Here is a 17,401-nt window from a genome sequence, read left to right on the forward strand (position 1 = left end):
AGCATTCCCTGGATAAAACGGTTTTAAGGCAAAAGACGATCCGGCAACAGGCGCATCAACTGCGTATCGAACCAGGCCACGAAGGCCGGCGATGGCGCAGCATCGACCGCCAGGTACCACCACTCGGCAGCGGCGAAGGCACGGCACTTCACCGCGTCCTTTTCGGTCATCACCAACGGCAATGACGGAGTGAAATTCAAGGCTTGGACGCTGTACTCGGCGTGGTCGGCAAACGCATGCGGGACAGGCTGCCAGTGTAGCGTTTCGAGGGTCGTGAAGAAACGCTGCGGATTGCCGATCCCGGCCACGGCGTGCAGCGCTTGCCCTGGGGGAAAGTGATCGAGGGGACGCCGCTCGCCGCTTTTCAGGTTGACCAGTGCAGTGGGCTGCAACTGGAAGGCAAAACCACCGTCGCGATCGGCAGCAGCTCCGTTATAGAGCACCGCGTCGACACTTTGCAGTCGCTCGACCGGTTCACGCAACGGCCCGGCCGGCAGGCAACGCTGGTTGCCCAGGCCTCGGGCGGCGTCGATCAGCACCAGTTCCATATCTCGGGCCAGACGGTAATGCTGCATGCCATCGTCGGACAGGATCAGGTCCAGCGGCTCACTCGCCAGCAGGGCTTTGACGGCGCGACTGCGGTCCGGGTCGATCATCAACGGCACGCCGGTGCGCTGGACGATCAACAAAGGCTCATCGCCAGCGACCTCTGCGCTGTGATCGGCGTCGACCCGCCACGGCAATTGCGGCGGTTTGGCGCCGTAACCGCGGCTGACCACGCCGACGCGCAAACCGCTGCGCTGGCAATGCTGGATCATCCACAGAATCAGCGGCGTCTTGCCGGTGCCGCCAACGGTGATGTTTCCGACCACGATCAACGGCACTGGCGGTTGATAGATCTCGCCCTCACCCGCCAGAAAACGCTTGCGCTTGTTCATGACCACGCGCCGGTACAACCACTCCAGCGGCTGCAACAGTTTCAGGGCCGGGTGACCTTGGTACCACGCGGCGAGCAAGCGATCGGACATAGCCATCAGGGCGCGGGCGGCGCCGCTTCGACAGTGGTCATGCGCAAGTGGCTGAAGCCGAGCTTGCCGGCGGCGTCCATGGCGGTGATGACCGACTGATGCTGGGTCTTGCCGTCGGCGCTGATGGACAGCGGCAGGTTGGTGTCACCGCTGGATTCCTTTTGCAGCGCATCCATCAGCGTCGCCAGATCGTTCTTGGGCAATATCTGATTGTTCACCGAGAACACGCCCTCGGCGCTGATGGCAACGTCCAGGTGCTTGGCCTGCTGGTCGTCGGCAGGCGTACCGCTCACCGCTTCCGGCAGATCGACGCGCAACTGGGTTTCACGGGTGAACGTAGTGGTGACAACGAAAAACAGCAGCAGGACAAACACCACGTCGATCAGCGACACGAGGTTGATGTCTATGTTTTCCCGTTGTTTGCGGCGGAATTTCACGCTTTGCCCCCGTTCAGGTCCACGTCACGATCACCTTGTACAACCTCGACCAGCTTGATCGCTTCCTGCTCCATTCCCACGACGAGTTCATCGATACGCCGTTGCAGGAAACGGTGGAAGAACACCGACGGGATACCGACGATCAGACCCGACGCCGTGGTGATCAAGGCTTTGGAAATACCACCGGCCAGCACCGCGGCATTGGTGGTCATGCCCGTGCCCATGAACGAACTGAAGATATCGATCATGCCCAGTACCGTACCCAGCAGGCCCAGCAACGGGGCCATGGCGGCAATGGTGCCGAGGGCGTTGATGTAACGCTCCAGCTCATGGATAACCCGGGCCGCGGCTTCTTCGATGCACTCTTTCATGATCTCGCGACCATGCCTGGAGTTCGCCAGACCGGCGGCCAGAATCTCGCCCAACGGGGAGTTGGCGCGCAGTTCCTTGAGTTTGTCTTTATTGAGTTGCTTGTCCTTGATCCAGACCCAGACCTGCCCGAGCAAATGCTCCGGGGTCACACGGCTGGCGCGCAGGGTCCAGAGACGCTCGGCCACGATCGCCATGGCCACGATGGAACTCAGAATGATTGGAATCATCATCCAGCCGCCGGATTTAACCAATTCCCACACAGTGACAGTCCCCTCGAAAAAGTGCGCCACTCTAACATAGGGGGTGGGCGCACCGAAGACCGTGATGTCGCATCCGGTCGGGCTTTACTCGCTGGCGATTACGGCGGCGAGCGCCAGAAACGCCGTTCTTGACGCATCGACCCGGGTGGTTGGAAACGCCCCAGTTGCAGATGAATGGCACCTTGTTCCGCGCTGTCATGGATCCGCATGCCGCGCTTTCGATAGCGCGCCACGACGGTGGGATGGGGATGGCCGAAGGCATTGCCGTGGCCGCGGGAGATCAACACTGCTTTAGGTTGCAACCCGGCCAGCAGTGCCATGGAAGACGAACTGCGACTGCCATGGTGCGGCGCCTGCAACCAATCGGTGGGCACGGCCAGAGGACTGTCGAGCAGGGCTTGTTCGGCGGCGATGTCGATGTCACCGGTCAGCAGCAAGCGTTCGCCGTTGGCTTCGATCTGCAGGACGCAGGACGTTTGATTGCTGTCGGTGGCCGATGACCATTGCCAGAGCTGGAACCGTACATCGTCCCAGATCCACTGCACGCCGCTTTCACAGGCCGTCGCTTGCAGCTCGGTCGGCAGCGCCACTGGATCGCCACTGATCACCCGCTTCACCGGTAACCCATTGGCCACGGCGCGGGCACCGCCGGCATGATCGGCGTCGGCGTGGCTGATCAGCATCAGGTCAAGTCCGTCCACGCCCAGTTTGCGCAACGACGGCAGCACCACCCGTTCGCCCAGGTCAAAATCGCCGAAACGCGGTCCGGTGTCATACAGCAGGGTGTGATGGCGGGTGCGCACCAGGATTGCCAACCCTTGACCGACATCCAGCTGCCAGATGTCGGCAATCCCTTCCGGCAACGCTTGCCGGGGTGCAAATACCAGCAACAGCAGCATCGGCCAGCCCAGCGCGCGCATCGGCACGCCGCGCGGCAGCAATAGTAGAAAGGCACCGAAGGTACTCAGCGCCCAGGCCCACACCGGGATCGCCGTCGGCACCCACGCAGGAACTTGACCGGCCATCAACGCCAAGGCTTTGAACAGCCAGTCGATCAAACCACCCGCCAGCCACAGCAAGCCTTCGCCAACATAAGGCAGCGGCAACAGCAGCGTCCCGAGCAGGGCTGGCGGCAAAACCACCAGGCTGATCCACGGCACCGCCAGCAGATTGACCAACGGTCCACTGAGACTGATCGGCAAACCCAGCACCAGCAACACCGGGCACAGACCGATTGCGATCAGCCATTGCGCGCGCGTCCAGGTTTGCCACCATCGCCAGGGTCCCAAGCGACCGCCGAACGTGAAGATCAACACCGCGACAGCCGTAAACGACAACCAGAAACCCGGTTGCAGGCTCGCCAGCGGGTCCAGCAGTAAAACGCTGTCGAGCGCCAGCAACAGCGGCCACCAAGCGCCGAGGTGACGAAAACGCAGCCGCCACAGCAGCACCAGGCCGATCATCACACAGGCCCGACGCACCGGCACTTCGAAGCCCGCCAGCAGCCCATAACCGAGCGCTGCGGCAAAGGCCAGGCCACACGCCCACGGCAGCCACGGCAGACGGTTCGGCCACAGATCATAGCGGGCCAGCCCGGCAATCAGCAGGTACACCAACCCCGCCAGCAAACCGATGTGCTGACCGGAAATCACCAGCAGGTGCACGGTGCCGGTGTCTTGCAGGACCTGCCAGTCCTCACGACTCAGCCCGGCGCCATCCCCCAGCACCAACGCCGTCAGCGCGCCCGTTCGCCCTTGAGCATCCACGGTTTGCAAACGCTGACGAATACTGTCGCGCCAGGCCCACCGGGCCTCCATCAGCCGCTCGCCATCCTTGACCGTGCCGGTGGCGCCGATGCGCTGCGCCAGCAACCAGGCGTCGTAATCGAACGCATGAGGGTTGAGCAGCCCGGCAGGACGCTTCAACTTGACCGCCAGTCGCCAATGTTCGCCACTGTTCACCGGTGGCCCGTCATACCAGGCCAGGCGTATCAGTTGTGGCACTTTGGCATGCCGCGACCGAGCGTCCGCCAATTCGAAACGCACGACCCCTTCAGTGTTCTGCGGCAATCCCGTTACCCGGCCTTCGACCCAACGGGTTTCGCCATCAAGGCTATTCGGCAGGCGATCATCCAGCGCCCACTGCGCATTCGCGCACGCCCAACTGAAGCCGAACAGGAAGAACGCCACCGGGTACGTCTTGAACGGCAGCAGCATCAAACCCGCTACCGGCATCAACAGCCACAACCAGACCGGCGGTAAAACCGGTAAAAAACGCAGGGCCAACAACCCTAGCGCCAGCGCCATCATCCCTGTGCGCATAAGCCCGTCCTTGAGAGTTCCTTCCCTAGGCATAGACGGTCCACCGCACGACCATGGATATCAATTGTCACAAAGTCTGAATGGGCGACTCATAGAATCCAGACATACTTGCCGCCTTAACCGACCGAGAAGCCTTATGCCCCGGCGCTTATTCAAACGTTACATGCCAGACCCGACGAGCATCAGGGAACACAAGTCCTTACGCTTTCTCGGCACCCTGCTGCATGACCCAAACCTCTGGCACCTCAACCGGCACTCCGTTGCCCGGGCAATGGCGGTGGGGTTGTTCGCGGCTTTCCTGCCCATTCCGTTGCAGATGCTGGTGGCTGCCATCCTCGCCATTGTCGTACGTGGCAACATGCCGATTGCTGTCAGCCTGGTCTGGTTGACCAATCCGATCACCATGCCGGCGGTGTTCTTTTGTACCTATCAGACTGGCGCCTGGTTGATGGATGTTCCTGCTCGTCATTTGCCTGACGAACTGACCTGGGAATGGATCAGTGGTGAACTCTCTACGTTGTGGCAGCCGTTTTTGCTCGGCTCGGTGGTGACGGGGTTGGTGCTTGGGGCGTTGGCTTATTGTCTGGTGATGATGTATTGGCGGTGGTGGGTTAGTCGGCAGTGGGCTCGACGCAAGAAAAAGCGGATGCAATGAGTGTGGAAAGGTCTCCGTGTTGGGAGGCCTTTTTTGTGTGTGCGCTTTGATTAGGGGCATATCCGTTTTTGCTGGCGCGGCGGCAAAGCAAAGCAAAGCAACGGCAACGGCAACGGCAACGGCAACGGCAACGGCAACAGTTTCGCGAGCAAGCTCGCTCCCAATCAGGCCGGCCTGCAGGCCGCCGTGCTTTTGATCTTGATGCACCGCCACCTCGAGAGGCTTCGTTCCGGTTCTGCGCAGTGGGCAACCCGGCAGGGATGCCGGGTTAGCCGCCCCCGGCCAGGGATGGCCGATGGCGGCGGGCCCACGGAGCAGGACCGGAGCGAGGGCATGCCGAGCCTTAGCGAGGTACCGAACGAAAGGGGCAAGAGCGTTTGGATACTTTGGGCTGGGCCGGCTTCCGGATTTTCAAAGTGACCCGCCGTAAGGGCGGAACCATAACCAGCCATCACCAAAAAAAACGGATATGTACACCAACCAATCCAAAAACCTTAAGTACGCATCCCCCGCCCACTCACCAGCAATCGAGCGCAACCAATGTAAAGCGCCACCGTCGCCACCAACATAAAGGTAATCGCCACACTGATCTTAATGTCCGAAACCCCAAGAATGCCGTAACGGAATGCGTTAACCATATGCAACACCGGGTTAGCCAACGACACCGTCTGCCAAAACGGCGGCAGCAACGTAATCGAGTAAAACACCCCACCCAAGTACGTCAACGGCGTCAGCACAAACGTTGGAATAATCGAAATATCATCAAAGTTGCGCGCAAACACAGCATTGATAAAACCCAGCAGCGAAAAGATCGTCGCCGTCAGCACCACCACCAAAATCGTCACACCCAGGTGATGCACCTGCAAATGTGTGAAGAACAACGACAACAGCGTCACGATAATCCCGACCATCAACCCACGCAGTACACCCCCCAAGGTGTAGCCGATCAGAATCGTATGCGGCGACACCGGCGATACCATCAACTCCTCGATGGAACGCTGAAACTTGCTACCAAAAAAACTCGAGACCACGTTGCCATAAGAGTTGGTAATCACCGACATCATGATCAACCCCGGCACGATGTATTCCATATAGGTGAAACCACCCATATCGCCAATCTGCCGGCCAATCAGATTACCGAAGATTACGAAGTACAAAACCATGGTGATGGCCGGTGGCAGCAACGTCTGCGGCCAAATCCGCGTGAAGCGCTTAACCTCCCGGTAAACGATGGTATTGAGGGCAACTAAGTTGGGTTGCAGCTCGGAACTCATACCGCCACCTTCGACAGATTTTTCTCCACCAGGGACACGAACAACTCCTCGAGGCGATTGGTTTTGTTACGCAGGCTCAGCACTTCGATGTTCTGCTGCGCCAACTGAGTGAACAACGCGGTGATGCCCATGGACTTGTCCACCTGGACTTCCAAAGTATGGCTATCGAGCAATTTGGTGGCGTAACCGAGCAACTGCGGCGCCACTTTCAGATCGTTTTTCATGTCGAGCAAAAACGTCTCCACATGCAGTTGGCCGAGCAACTGTTTCATGCTGGTGTTCTCGACGATCGTGCCGTGATCGATGATGCCGATGTTGCGGCACAACTGCTCAGCCTCTTCCAGGTAGTGGGTGGTGAGGATGATGGTGATGCCTTTCTTGTTCAGCTCGGTGAGGAACGTCCACATCGAGCGACGCAGTTCGATGTCCACCCCCGCCGTCGGTTCGTCGAGGATCAGCAGGCGCGGTTCGTGAACCAGCGCGCGGGCGATCATCAGGCGACGCTTCATGCCCCCGGACAGTGAACGCGACGGCACATCGCGCTTGTCCCACAGCCCCAGCTGAGTCAGGTATTGCTCGGCGCGTTCCTTGGCGATTTTCGGCGGAATGCCGTAGTAACCGGCCTGGGTCACGACGATGTCGAAGGTCTTTTCGAACTGGTTGAAATTGAATTCCTGCGGCACTACGCCAATGGAGCGTTTGAGCTGCGCAGGATTCTTGTCCAGGTCGTGACCGAAAATATTCACCGTACCGCTGGTCTTGTTCACCAGGGTCGAGAGAATGCCGATGGTCGTAGATTTGCCGGCGCCGTTAGGGCCGAGCAAGGCGAAAAAGTCACCTTCGGCGACGTCCAGATCGATACCACTCAGGGCCTGGAAACCGTTGCCGTAGGTTTTGGTTAGCTGCCGGATGGACAGAGCGGAACTCATATCGGATTACGCACCAAGAAGGGAGGAAAGGAATAACTAAGGGCGGGCGGCGATCAATACAACCACGGCGCATGAGCGCAATGGTGCTTGTCGCCGCCACACAAGTACAGTCAAGTGTGTCGATAGTGAGTATTAAGTCAACGCGGTCATAACGGCTTTCTGATACGCCGGACGCTGTTTCAAGCGGGCATACCAGGCTGCAAGATGAGGCTGCGGCGCGCGCTCGATCGGCATCTCGAACCAGGCATAAATGAAACTGCCCAAGGGGATATCGCCCATGCCGATCTCATCGCCCGACAGGTACGGTTGAGTAGCCAATGCGTGATCGGCCATCGCCAGCAGGCTGTCGCATTCCTTGATCGCGGCATTGATAGCCGACCAGTCCTGCTGATCGGCCGGCGTACGCAAGACACCCCAGAACACCGTGCGGAACGGGCCGGCAAAACTGGACGTGGTCCAGTCCATCCACTTGTCGGCAGAGGCGCGGGCCTTGGGATCTTCCGGGTACCAGGCCGTGCCGTTGGCGTGGCGCGCCATCAGGTAACGCACGATGGCGTTGGATTCCCACAGCACGAAACCGTCATCTTCAATCACCGGCACGCGACCATTGGGATTCATCGCGCGGTACGCCGGCGTATCGACTACACCAAAGGCGCCGCCCGCATCGATGGCTTCATAGGCCAGGCCCAGTTCCTCGGCGGCCCACAAAGGTTTTCTGACATTCGACGAATTTTTCCGACCCCAGATCTTCAGCATGACCGCCTCTTTATGGATGAATGCGCAGGCAGCATACGCCGGATCAGGCGCGACTCAAATCGCTCTGCATGTCCCCCAGCAGTGGCGGCAGTTGCTCGCTGAACAGATGCGGATAGCACTTTTCCAGGTGCTCGAAAAAGAACGCTTCGGGCACGTCGGTGAACTGCCCGTGATCCACCAGATACTCCATCAACTGTTCGCCATCGCGATTGAAGGGATGGAAAACGCTGTCGTTGATCCCGTCGAATTCCAGCGGCGCGACATTGAACAGTTCGCACAAGCCTTGATTGAACGCAGGCGTCGCCTTGACCCAGCGACCGTCCAGATACAACTCGGTGTAGCCATGCATGGCAAACACGTCGCTCTTGAGCAACTCAAGCAAGCGCGGTGTCGACAGATGATTGCGCACGTCCGCCAGCCCGATACGTGCCGGGATTGCGCAATGCCGGGCGCACCCGGCCAGTAGTGTGGCTTTGGGCACGCAGTAACTTTCCCCGGCCGCCAGCGCATAACTGCCGCGCAAGGTCTGCGGGTCGCGGCTGAAGGTGTAGGGGTTGTAACGCACGGCCTCGCGCACGGCGTAATAAAGGTTGATCGCCTGCTCGAGCGGATCGCGACGACTGCCGCGATGGGTTTCGGCGAACTCCACCACCGACGGGTGGTCACTATCGATGAAGCGGCCGGGACTCAGATACTCGTGCATGAGAATAATCTCCTGGGGAAGCCACGAGTCTATCGACACGATCAGCACAGAGATAACGACGTTTCGGCCAAACATGAACGCATTGTCGCCCGCCCAGCGAACGATTTCCCCGGCCTGTTGCCAACCGGGCCTACAGAATTCATCCAAGGTTTCCCACGAATTCAAACACATCGCACTGATCACCCTGTTTTGCGGATGCCGTCTAAGCTCTGAAGGTTGGTTTGCCCTGGTTTCACGGAGGATTAAATATGCTGCTGTTGTGGATACTGGTTCTGGTTGTCGGGATTGCCTATTTAGCTCACCGCCGTATCGCCCCGCTGCCCGCCCTGGGCATTGTTGCCCTGTACCTGGTGGCGATGGGTATTTTCAGCCGTGCACCCGGCTGGCTGCTGCTGATTTTCTGGGTGTTGATCGCAGCCGTCGCGGCGCCATTATTGCTGCCCGACCTGCGTCGCAAATTCTTCAGCGCGCCGCTGTTCAACTGGTTCCAGAAAACCTTGCCGCCGATGTCGCAAACCGAGCGCGACGCCATCGACGCCGGTACGGTGTGGTGGGACGGTGAACTGTTCAGTGGTCGCCCGGACTGGAACAAACTGCTGTCCTATCCAAAAGCGCAACTGAGTGAAGAAGAACAGGCTTTCATCGACGGCCCGACTGAAGAACTCTGCGCCATGGTCAGCGACTGGCAGATCGGGCAAGACATGGACCTGCCGCCCGAGGCCTGGACCCACATCAAGGAAAACGGCTTCTTCGCCCTGATCATTCCCAAGGAGTTTGGCGGCAAAGGCTTCTCGGCCTATGCCCACTCGCAAGTGGCGATGAAACTGGCGACCCGCAGTGGCGACCTCGCCTCCACCGTGATGGTCCCCAATTCCCTCGGCCCGGCCGAACTGCTGCTGCATTACGGCACCGACGAACAACGTAACCATTACCTGCCACGGCTGGCGCGCGGCGATGACATCCCATGCTTCGCGTTGACCGGGCCATTGGCCGGCTCCGATGCTGGCGCCATGCCCGACACCGGTGTCATCTGCAAAGGTGAATGGGAAGGCAAGGAAACCCTCGGCCTGCGCCTGAACTGGGAAAAGCGCTACATCACGCTGGGCCCGGTGGCCACCCTTCTCGGCCTCGCTTTCAAGGCTTACGACCCGGACCACCTGCTGGGTGACAAGGAAGACCTGGGCATCAGCCTGGCGTTGATTCCGACCGATACCGCCGGGGTTGAAATCGGCCGTCGTCACTTGCCGCTGGGCGCCGCTTTCATGAACGGCCCGAACTCCGGCAAGGACGTCTTCGTGCCGCTGGACTTCCTCATCGGCGGCCAGGAAATGCTCGGCAAAGGCTGGATGATGCTGATGAACTGCCTGTCGGTCGGGCGTTCGATTTCGTTGCCGGCGGTTGGCACCGGCGCGGCGAAGTTCACCAGTCTGGTGACCGGCCAATACGCCCAGGTGCGTGAACAGTTCAACGTTCCGCTGTCGGCGTTTGAAGGTATTCAGGAAGCCATGGCGCGCATCGGCGGCAACGCCTGGATGATGGACGCCGCGCGGATGCTGACTGCCAACGCGGTGGACCTGGGCGAGAAACCCTCGGTGCTGTCGGCCATTCTCAAGTACCACCTCACCGAGCGCGGCCGCGAGTGCATCAGCCACGCCATGGATGTTCACGGCGGCAAGGCGATCATCATGGGGCCGAACAACTACCTCGGTCGCAACTGGAATGGCGCGCCGATTTTCATCACCGTAGAAGGCGCGAATATTCTCTCGCGCAACCTGATGATCTTCGGCCAGGGCGCAATTCGCTGTCATCCATTCGTGCTGAAAGAAATGGCCCTCGCCGGTCGTGAAGACAAGGATCAGGCGCTCAACGAATTCGATGGCCTGCTGCTCAAGCACATCGGTTTTGCCGTGAGCAACGCCGCCAGTACCCTGGTGCTGAACCTCGGCTTCGGGCATCTGGAACACGCGCCGGGCGACAAGCTCAGTCAGGGCTACTTCCGCGCGCTGAACCGTCAGGCGGCGGCGTTCGCGATGCTCGCCGACCTGAGCATGATGCTGCTGGGCGGTGAACTGAAACGTCGCGAACGTTTGTCGGCGCGACTGGGGGATGTACTTAGCAACATGTATCTGGCCTCCGCCGCGCTCAAGCGTTATCACGACCTCGATTCGCCGGAGCACATGGCGCCGCTGTTTACCTGGGCCATGGAAGAAAGCCTTGGCCAGTCGGAACGGGCGCTGGATGAACTGCTCAGCAACTTCCCGAACAAGGTACTGGGTTGCCTGCTGCGAGTGATCGTGTTCCCGTTCGGGCGCCGTCACAAAGGGCCATCGGACAAGCTCGGCGCCGAAGTGGCTGCGGTGATCGGCCGCGCCAAAGGCGATCCGACCCTCGAAGAATTGCTCGGCGGTTGCTACCGTCCGCAATCGCCCGATGACGCCGTCGGCGCGCTGCAACACGCGTGCAACCTGTTGAGTGCAGCGCAGCCGTTGCAGAAAAAACTGCACGTGGCACTCAAAAGCGGACAGGTCAAGGCGGCCGCAGGGGAGCACGTCATCGACGCAGCATTGGAGGCGGGTGTGTTGCAGCCGGTGGAAGCGCAAACCCTGCGTGAGGCCGAAGCGGCGCGGCGCAAGGTGATTGATGTCGATGATTTCGACAAAGAGGAGCTGGCGCTGGCGGTAGGAAAAGTCCGCTGATCCAGCCAGACATGTAAAAAAGGGCGCAGGCGCTTTATACTCCTGCGCCCGTTTTGCTCTTGAGGACTTATCTCGTGTCCAATGTCGTTGCCGATCATCTTGTCTTGCTCGACCACCTGCGCAGCATCCTGGTCGCCGTAGGTGAGGCCGAACAGGTTCCCGAAGAAAGCCATGCCTTGTTCCTGGAGCGCTTCGACGAACTGCGTGCGTTGCTGCCGGTCGACCCGATCGAAAGCCAATACCTGGGCCAGGACATTCTGTGCCAGGTGATTACCCGTTATCCGCAAATCGCCCACCTGGTCCCGCGCGACCTGTTGTGGTACTTCGCCGGTGACTGCCTGCATTACATGCCAGACGACGAAATCGACTTGTACCAGGCGCTGGAAGAGCGCCGTTTCGAAGCCGAACAGAACGACGAACCGTTCGACTGGAACCAGGAAAAACAGCTGCTGGCGATGTCGAACGACGACAGCAAGCACTGATCCACGATCAGAAATACAAAAGGCCCGCATGGCGACTCATGCGGGCCTTTTTTTGTGGCATTGCTGAAAACGCCTTCGCGGGCAAGCCTCGCTCCTACAGAGATCACGCATTACCTGCAGGAGCGAGGCTTGCCCGCGAAGGGGCAGTCAGAGCAACCCATCACTTTCGGGTAACTCATACTCCGCCGCAACCTTCGGCTTGCCCGGCTTGCTCAAGGTGGGCTCCTTCTCCAGGCACTCCACCAGATAGTCGATGAACACGCGCAATTTCGGCGGCAGGTACCGAGTCGGCGAATGCAGCAACCACGCGCCGCCATGGTAGGAAGCGAGGAAGGTCCAGTCCGGCAACACCTGCACGATCAACCCCTGCTCCAGTGCATATCGCGCGGTGAAATACGGCAGGCTGCCAATCCCGATGTGCTGCAATACCGCGCCCAAGCGCACCCCGGTGTGGTTGGCGGCATAACGTCCGCGCACACCGACCGTCACAGCCTTGGTGCCTTTCTTGAATTTCCAGCGCGCATCACTCGGGGTTTCGCCCAGGTAGATGCAACTGTGGTTAAGCAAATCGTGGGGATGGGTCGGCGTGCCGTGCTCGGCCAGGTACTGCGGCGTTGCGCAGAGCAAATGGTCGATGGTCAGCAATTGCCGCCCCACCAACCCTGCGGGTGGCCGGTCGGTGATACGAATCGCCAGATCGACGTTGTCGTCGATCAAATCCACCTGACGGTCTTCCAGCAACAACTCCACATCCACTTTGGGATAACGCCGCAGAAACTCCGGCATATGCGGGTGAATCACGAATCGCCCCACCGCTTTCGGCACGCTGACGCGCACCAATCCTTCGGCCTCATGGGTGAACTGACCACTGATTTCCATCACCGACTTGGCCGCGCTGACCATTTCCTGGCAGCGTTTGAACACCTCTTCACCGCCGTCGCTCAAACGCAACTTGCGCGTGGTTCGTTGCAGCAGCCGGGTGGCGAGCGCCTTCTCCAGTCGCGAAATGCTGCGACTGACTGCCGAGGGTGATGAGCCCAACTGGCGAGCCGCTTCGGAGAAACTGCCGGTCTCGACGACCTTGACGAAAATCGCCATTTCACCCAGCAGTGGCAGCGGAAGATTTATGCTCACGGCGCAACAGTCCTTTGATGTTTGAACGGATTATCACGCAATTCCAGGCTCCATATAATAAAAAATAGAAATGTTAATAAGGGCATGGAATATGACGCTTCGCCTCTTTTTCCATAGTGATGATTTCAAGGCTAACGTGGAAGTCCTGGATTGCACGCCCCACGAGAACGAATTCGCCGTGGTGCTGCGCGCCACGTTGTTTCACCCTCAGGGCGGCGGACAGCCCTTCGACACTGGCTTTATCGGTGAAAGCCGTGTGCTGCGCGTGGTTCAGGATCCGGACCGGATCGTCCACTTTGTCGACCACCCGGTAAAACTCGGGATGATCCAGATTCGGGTCGACGCGCCTCGTCGCCAGTTCAATACGCGCATGCATTCCGCCGGCCATCTGATCGGGCACTTCGTCCAGGCGATGGGCTGGATGCCGATCAAGGCGCATCACTGGCCGGGCGAAGGACGCGTGCAATTCAAACCGGCGGAGAGCGCACAAGACGTCGATGCCCAGACCATTCAGTTCGGCATCGAGCAGTGGATCGCCCATGACCTGCCGCGCCTGACGTCGCTGCGCGAAGGCGCCCGGGAAATCGGTTTCGGTGAGCTGCCTGCCTACGGTTGCGGCGGCACCCATGTTCGTAGCCTGAAGGATTTAGGCACGGTCACGATCGCCTCCGTTTCGCAAAAGAAGGGAACGCTGTCAGTCCACTACAGCGTGGATTGAGCATTTGGGTGATGGCGCAATTGCCATCGCCTCACGCCGGGGGGAGCCTGCATTCGCGGGTCCCGTTGACTCTCTGTTAGATGGACCTAAGACATGATGCTTGACGTCGAGCGTCTCGATGAGACGTGCATAAAAAAACTGGCCAACGAAGAAGTCCTCGCCATCCGTGTCAAAGGCTTCCTGCCCCGACCGCTGGCGCTGCAGATCGGCGACAAGATCCTCGCCCCAGGCTTCGAGGGTTACATCAATGCACCGAGCATCGGTCGCATCGGCATGGCGTTTTATGAAGCGGAGAACCAGCCGCTGCTGATCGAAGATTATTTCGAACGCGCCAGCCGCAACATCGCGGAGTTACGTCACCGTTGTGCGCCCTACTCGTCCCCGGTCGATACGTTGCGCTGCATGCTCGACGAGACGTGGCCGGCGGGTGCCCACCTGGAAAACCTCTACGGCCGCAAGATGTATGTCGGGCTGTCCCGGGTGGTGAAACCCGGCGTGTGCTTTCTGGCCCACCACGACATTTTCGCCAAGGACGCCCCGGACAGTTTCCAGGCCCGAAGCCTGGAAGCGCAGTTCGCCTGCAACGTCTACCTGAACATGCCCACCGAGGGCGGCGCGTTGCAGATGTGGGACGACGACTTTTCCCCTGAGCAGTTCGACGAAATGCGGGGCGACAGTTACGGCATCGACCCGGCCTTGCTGGGTCCTCCATCTCTGGAGATTCGGCCTGATCCGGGGGACTTCATCATGTTCAATTCGCGCCGCATGCACTCGGTGACACCCGGCGTGGCCGATCCGCGCTTGAGCCTTTCATTCTTTGTCGGTTATCGCGGCAATGCTTCACCCCTTACGTACTGGAGTTGAGATGCTTTCGAATTACCTGGGCGAGTTCCTGGCGCTGGCGACGATTCACTTCCTGGCTGTAGTCGCACCCGGACCGGACTTTGCGGTCACCATCCGCCAGAGTGTGCGTTTCGGCCGATGGGTGGGGATTTGCACGGCACTGGGCATCGGCGCAGGCATTTCCGTGCACGTGCTTTACACCCTGCTCGGGGTCGGCGCACTGATGCACACCACGCCCTGGCTGTTGACGGTGGCCAAGGTCGTGGGCGGTGCCTACATTCTGTACCTCGGCGTCAGCTTGGTCCGCAGCCAACCGAAAACCGTGCTGGAGGGCGACAAAAATGCAGACGAACCAGTCGTTGAGCAAACGCTGCTGAAGGCGTTTACCACGGGATTCCTGACCAACGCCACCAACCCCAAGGCCACGCTGTTTTTCCTGGCGATCTTCACCACGATCATCAGTGCCACGACGCCGTTGAAAATCCAGGCGCTGTACGGCGTCTGGATGTGTTTTGTAAATGCGTTGTGGTTTGTGATCGTTGCGCTGTTCTTTTCAAGTAGCAGGGTGAGATTGCTGTTTATGCGCATGGGGCATTGGTTCGAGCGGACGATGGGGGTGATTCTGATCCTGTTCGCCGGCCGGTTGATTCTGTCGATGTAAACACCTCGAACCTGCATCAGGCCCGTTCAATCTGACTGGCGGGCCTTTTTCGTTTCTGCGTCGCTTTTGAGTTTCTGTGCGACAGATCCTGCGTCAAGGTCTCCCGTCTCACGCCCTCTTGGTGTTAGCTTGGAAACGTTTCTGATTAAACGATCAGATATTTCCCACAAACTGCCTGCAAAGGAATGCCCCCAGCAATGGATTTTTCACTCAAGCACCTGGCCGCGACCACGCTGATGCTCGCCAGCCTTTCGTCGTTCACCACTGCCGCGCACGCCAACATTACCCCGCAACAGAGCGCGATCATCCTCAAGACGTTCAATGATGCATCGGTCACCGATTTCAGGCAGTTCCTGGGAAGCCTGGCCAAGAGCGACCTCGGTAAAACCGACGACCTCGGCCCGGCCATCAGTGCCTTCCTCGACAACAAGACGCTTTCCGCCGAACAGCAGAACGAGATCCATCGCCTGCTGGGGCTCTATGCACGGGTGAAATACGGCAATGCCGCCACCGAAACGTTGCGAGAGCTGGTGGCCATCCCGACCTTCCAGGTGGACGGTGTTGCCCAGCACGATAATCCTGAATTCATCAAGATCGCCGACAAGATCAAGAGCCTGGCCCAAGCCTTCAACCTGAACTTTCGCAACATCGACAACCGTGTCTATGAAATCTCCCTCGAAGGCAGTGGCGATGAAGTCGTGGGCATTCATGCGCATGCCGATGTGGTGCCAGTGACGCCGGAAAACTGGGTCCTGAAAGACGGCACTAAACTAGACCCGTTCAAGGTCACCCTGATCGGCGACCGCATGTATGGCCGCGGCACCGAGGATGACAAGAACGGCATCGTGGTGGCGATGTACGCCATGAAGGTCATCAAGGAAGAGAAGCTGCCACTGGCGAGGAATTTCAAGCTGCTGGTAGACACCACCGAGGAAACCACCGGCGACGCGATCCCCTATTACTTCGAACACAACCCGACGCCCAACTACAACCTGGCGCTGGATGGCGGCTACCCGGTGGTGATCGCCGAGAAAGGCTACGGCACCGTCATGGCGAACTTCCCCAAGCGCAAGGGTGATGGCAAGGGCGCTGAAATCATCTCGATGACGGGCGGCATGGCCACTAACCAGATTCCGTCGACCTCTGTCGCCATTCTGGTGAGCGACACGCCTGCTGAATTGGCCGCCAGTCTGCAAAAGGCCGGCGCTGATTATGCCCAGCGCAACGGCGGCAATTTCGAGGTGAACGCCAAGGTTGAAGGCAAGGACGTCAAGCTGACGGTCACTGGCGTTTCGGCTCATTCCTCCGAGCCTGAGTCAGGCGTCAACCCGGTGGCGAGGATGCTGGACTTCATCAACAGCCTCGACGGAAAAGTCGCGCTCAAGCACAACCACATTACCGATGCCGCCCGTTACGCTGCCGATAACTGGGGGCTGGATTACCTGGGTGGCAAATTGGGCGTTGGTCTTTCCGATGAGTTCATGGGCCCGCTGACCACGTCCCTGACGTATGTCGGGATGGATGACAACGTCTTCAAGCTTGCGGTCAACCTGCGCGTGCCGAAGGGTAAGTCCCCGGAAGTGCTCAAGGCGGACATTGCGGAAAAGATTGCGGCATGGAGCAAGAAGACCCATGTGGCGGCGACCTTCGACTACTCGATCGCCGAGCCGATGTACCGCAACCCTGAGGGCGAATGGGTGAAGGCCTTGCTGGCCGTGTCCACTGAAAACCTGGGCATGGAACACAAGTTCGGCTCCTCCGCCGGCGCCACCTCGGTCCATGAACTGCCCAACGGCGTGCAATTCGGCCTGGCCAGGCCCGAGGTCAAATACACCGGTCACACCGACAACGAGTTCAAGACCGTCGACCAATTCCTCCTGGACTTGCAGATCGTGACCGAAATGATGGGGCGCATCGGGCAGTTGCCGAAGCTCTGATGCACTGCGGACCCGCTGTCCTGGCGGGTCCTGCTCCTACAACAGGCCCCTTTTCCATTTTCATAAAAAATGCACAAACAAAAACGCCGCTCATTGCTGAGCGGCGTTTTTGTTAAATATGGAGCGGGAAACGAGACTCGAACTCGCGACCCCGACCTTGGCAAGGTCGTGCTCTACCAACTGAGCTATTCCCGC

The 17,401-nt window shown here is 59.4% G+C and carries 16 protein-coding genes and 1 tRNA gene; 7 read left to right on the forward strand and 10 right to left on the reverse strand.

Annotation, left to right across the window (positions count from 1 at the left end; all coding sequences use genetic code 11):
- Nucleotides 1–23: 23 nt before the first annotated feature.
- From lpxK to ACA057_RS23850, 4 genes are all read right to left on the reverse strand, one after another.
- Nucleotides 24–1,034, reverse strand: coding sequence for a tetraacyldisaccharide 4'-kinase (gene lpxK / locus ACA057_RS23835; protein ID WP_497342857.1), 1,011 nt, complete (start codon nt 1,032–1,034; stop codon nt 24–26).
- Entirely contained in the window at nt 1,034–1,465 is a 432-nt protein-coding gene (gene pocB, locus ACA057_RS23840; protein ID WP_497342859.1) for a flagellar polar localization protein PocB, read from the reverse strand. The genes lpxK and pocB overlap by 1 nt, the downstream gene beginning before the upstream one ends.
- Entirely contained in the window at nt 1,462–2,097 is a 636-nt protein-coding gene (gene pocA / locus ACA057_RS23845; protein ID WP_401364591.1) for a flagellar polar localization protein PocA, read from the reverse strand. The genes pocB and pocA overlap by 4 nt, the downstream gene beginning before the upstream one ends.
- Before the next feature lie 98 nt (nt 2,098–2,195).
- Nucleotides 2,196–4,418 (reverse strand): DNA internalization-related competence protein ComEC/Rec2, encoded by a 2,223-nt coding sequence (locus tag ACA057_RS23850; RefSeq protein WP_497342861.1) that lies wholly within the window; start codon nt 4,416–4,418, stop codon nt 2,196–2,198.
- 136 nt (nt 4,419–4,554) lie between these two features.
- On the opposite strand from ACA057_RS23850, the gene ACA057_RS23855 reads away from it, so the two are divergent.
- Nucleotides 4,555–5,073 (forward strand): DUF2062 domain-containing protein, encoded by a 519-nt coding sequence (locus tag ACA057_RS23855; protein ID WP_497342863.1) that lies wholly within the window; start codon nt 4,555–4,557, stop codon nt 5,071–5,073.
- Between the two features lie 494 nt (nt 5,074–5,567).
- Here ACA057_RS23855 and ACA057_RS23860 read toward each other — a convergent pair whose 3' ends face one another.
- From ACA057_RS23860 to ACA057_RS23875, 4 genes are all read right to left on the reverse strand, one after another.
- On the reverse strand, nt 5,568–6,347 hold the full coding sequence (locus tag ACA057_RS23860) for an ABC transporter permease (RefSeq protein WP_497342865.1): 780 nt from the start codon (nt 6,345–6,347) through the stop codon (nt 5,568–5,570).
- Nucleotides 6,344–7,276 carry an ABC transporter ATP-binding protein gene (locus tag ACA057_RS23865; RefSeq protein ID WP_497342867.1) on the reverse strand — a complete coding sequence of 311 codons (933 nt, stop codon included), beginning with the start codon at nt 7,274–7,276 and terminating at the stop codon, nt 6,344–6,346. The genes ACA057_RS23860 and ACA057_RS23865 overlap by 4 nt, the downstream gene beginning before the upstream one ends.
- 132 nt (nt 7,277–7,408) lie before the next feature.
- Nucleotides 7,409–8,032, reverse strand: coding sequence for a glutathione S-transferase family protein (locus tag ACA057_RS23870; protein ID WP_497342869.1), 624 nt, complete (start codon nt 8,030–8,032; stop codon nt 7,409–7,411).
- A 43-nt stretch (nt 8,033–8,075) separates the two neighbouring features.
- Nucleotides 8,076–8,735: a transglutaminase-like domain-containing protein gene (locus ACA057_RS23875; RefSeq protein WP_497342871.1), complete on the reverse strand. Its 660-nt coding sequence runs from the start codon at nt 8,733–8,735 to the stop codon at nt 8,076–8,078.
- A 248-nt stretch (nt 8,736–8,983) separates the two neighbouring features.
- Between ACA057_RS23875 and ACA057_RS23880 the strand changes: the two genes are divergently transcribed.
- Together ACA057_RS23880 and ACA057_RS23885 are read left to right on the forward strand one after the other, a co-directional pair.
- The gene (locus tag ACA057_RS23880) at nt 8,984–11,431 is read left to right on the forward strand and encodes an acyl-CoA dehydrogenase (RefSeq protein ID WP_497342873.1); all 2,448 of its coding nucleotides are present in this window, start codon (nt 8,984–8,986) and stop codon (nt 11,429–11,431) included.
- 74 nt (nt 11,432–11,505) lie between these two features.
- On the forward strand, nt 11,506–11,913 hold the full coding sequence (locus ACA057_RS23885) for a PA2817 family protein (RefSeq protein ID WP_027924016.1): 408 nt from the start codon (nt 11,506–11,508) through the stop codon (nt 11,911–11,913).
- Between the two features lie 147 nt (nt 11,914–12,060).
- Here ACA057_RS23885 and ACA057_RS23890 read toward each other — a convergent pair whose 3' ends face one another.
- Entirely contained in the window at nt 12,061–13,047 is a 987-nt protein-coding gene (locus ACA057_RS23890; protein WP_059406894.1) for a LysR family transcriptional regulator, read from the reverse strand.
- A 91-nt stretch (nt 13,048–13,138) separates the two neighbouring features.
- On the opposite strand from ACA057_RS23890, the gene ACA057_RS23895 reads away from it, so the two are divergent.
- The 4 genes from ACA057_RS23895 to ACA057_RS23910 all read left to right on the forward strand — a co-directional run bounded on the left by ACA057_RS23895 (nt 13,139) and on the right by ACA057_RS23910 (nt 17,206).
- Nucleotides 13,139–13,765, forward strand: coding sequence for an alanyl-tRNA editing protein (locus tag ACA057_RS23895; RefSeq protein ID WP_497342876.1), 627 nt, complete (start codon nt 13,139–13,141; stop codon nt 13,763–13,765).
- 93 nt (nt 13,766–13,858) lie between these two features.
- Entirely contained in the window at nt 13,859–14,629 is a 771-nt protein-coding gene (locus tag ACA057_RS23900; protein WP_497342878.1) for a 2OG-Fe(II) oxygenase, read from the forward strand.
- A gap of 1 nt (nt 14,630) precedes the next feature.
- Nucleotides 14,631–15,269 carry a LysE family translocator gene (locus ACA057_RS23905; protein WP_497342880.1) on the forward strand — a complete coding sequence of 213 codons (639 nt, stop codon included), beginning with the start codon at nt 14,631–14,633 and terminating at the stop codon, nt 15,267–15,269.
- Nucleotides 15,270–15,466: 197 nt separating this feature from the next.
- Nucleotides 15,467–17,206, forward strand: a complete 1,740-nt coding sequence (locus tag ACA057_RS23910) for a dipeptidase (protein ID WP_497342882.1) — start codon at nt 15,467–15,469, stop codon at nt 17,204–17,206.
- Nucleotides 17,207–17,325: 119 nt separating this feature from the next.
- Here ACA057_RS23910 and ACA057_RS23915 read toward each other — a convergent pair.
- A tRNA-Gly gene (locus ACA057_RS23915) sits at nt 17,326–17,401 on the reverse strand.

The organism is Pseudomonas sp. LBUM1661 (assembly GCF_059695925.1).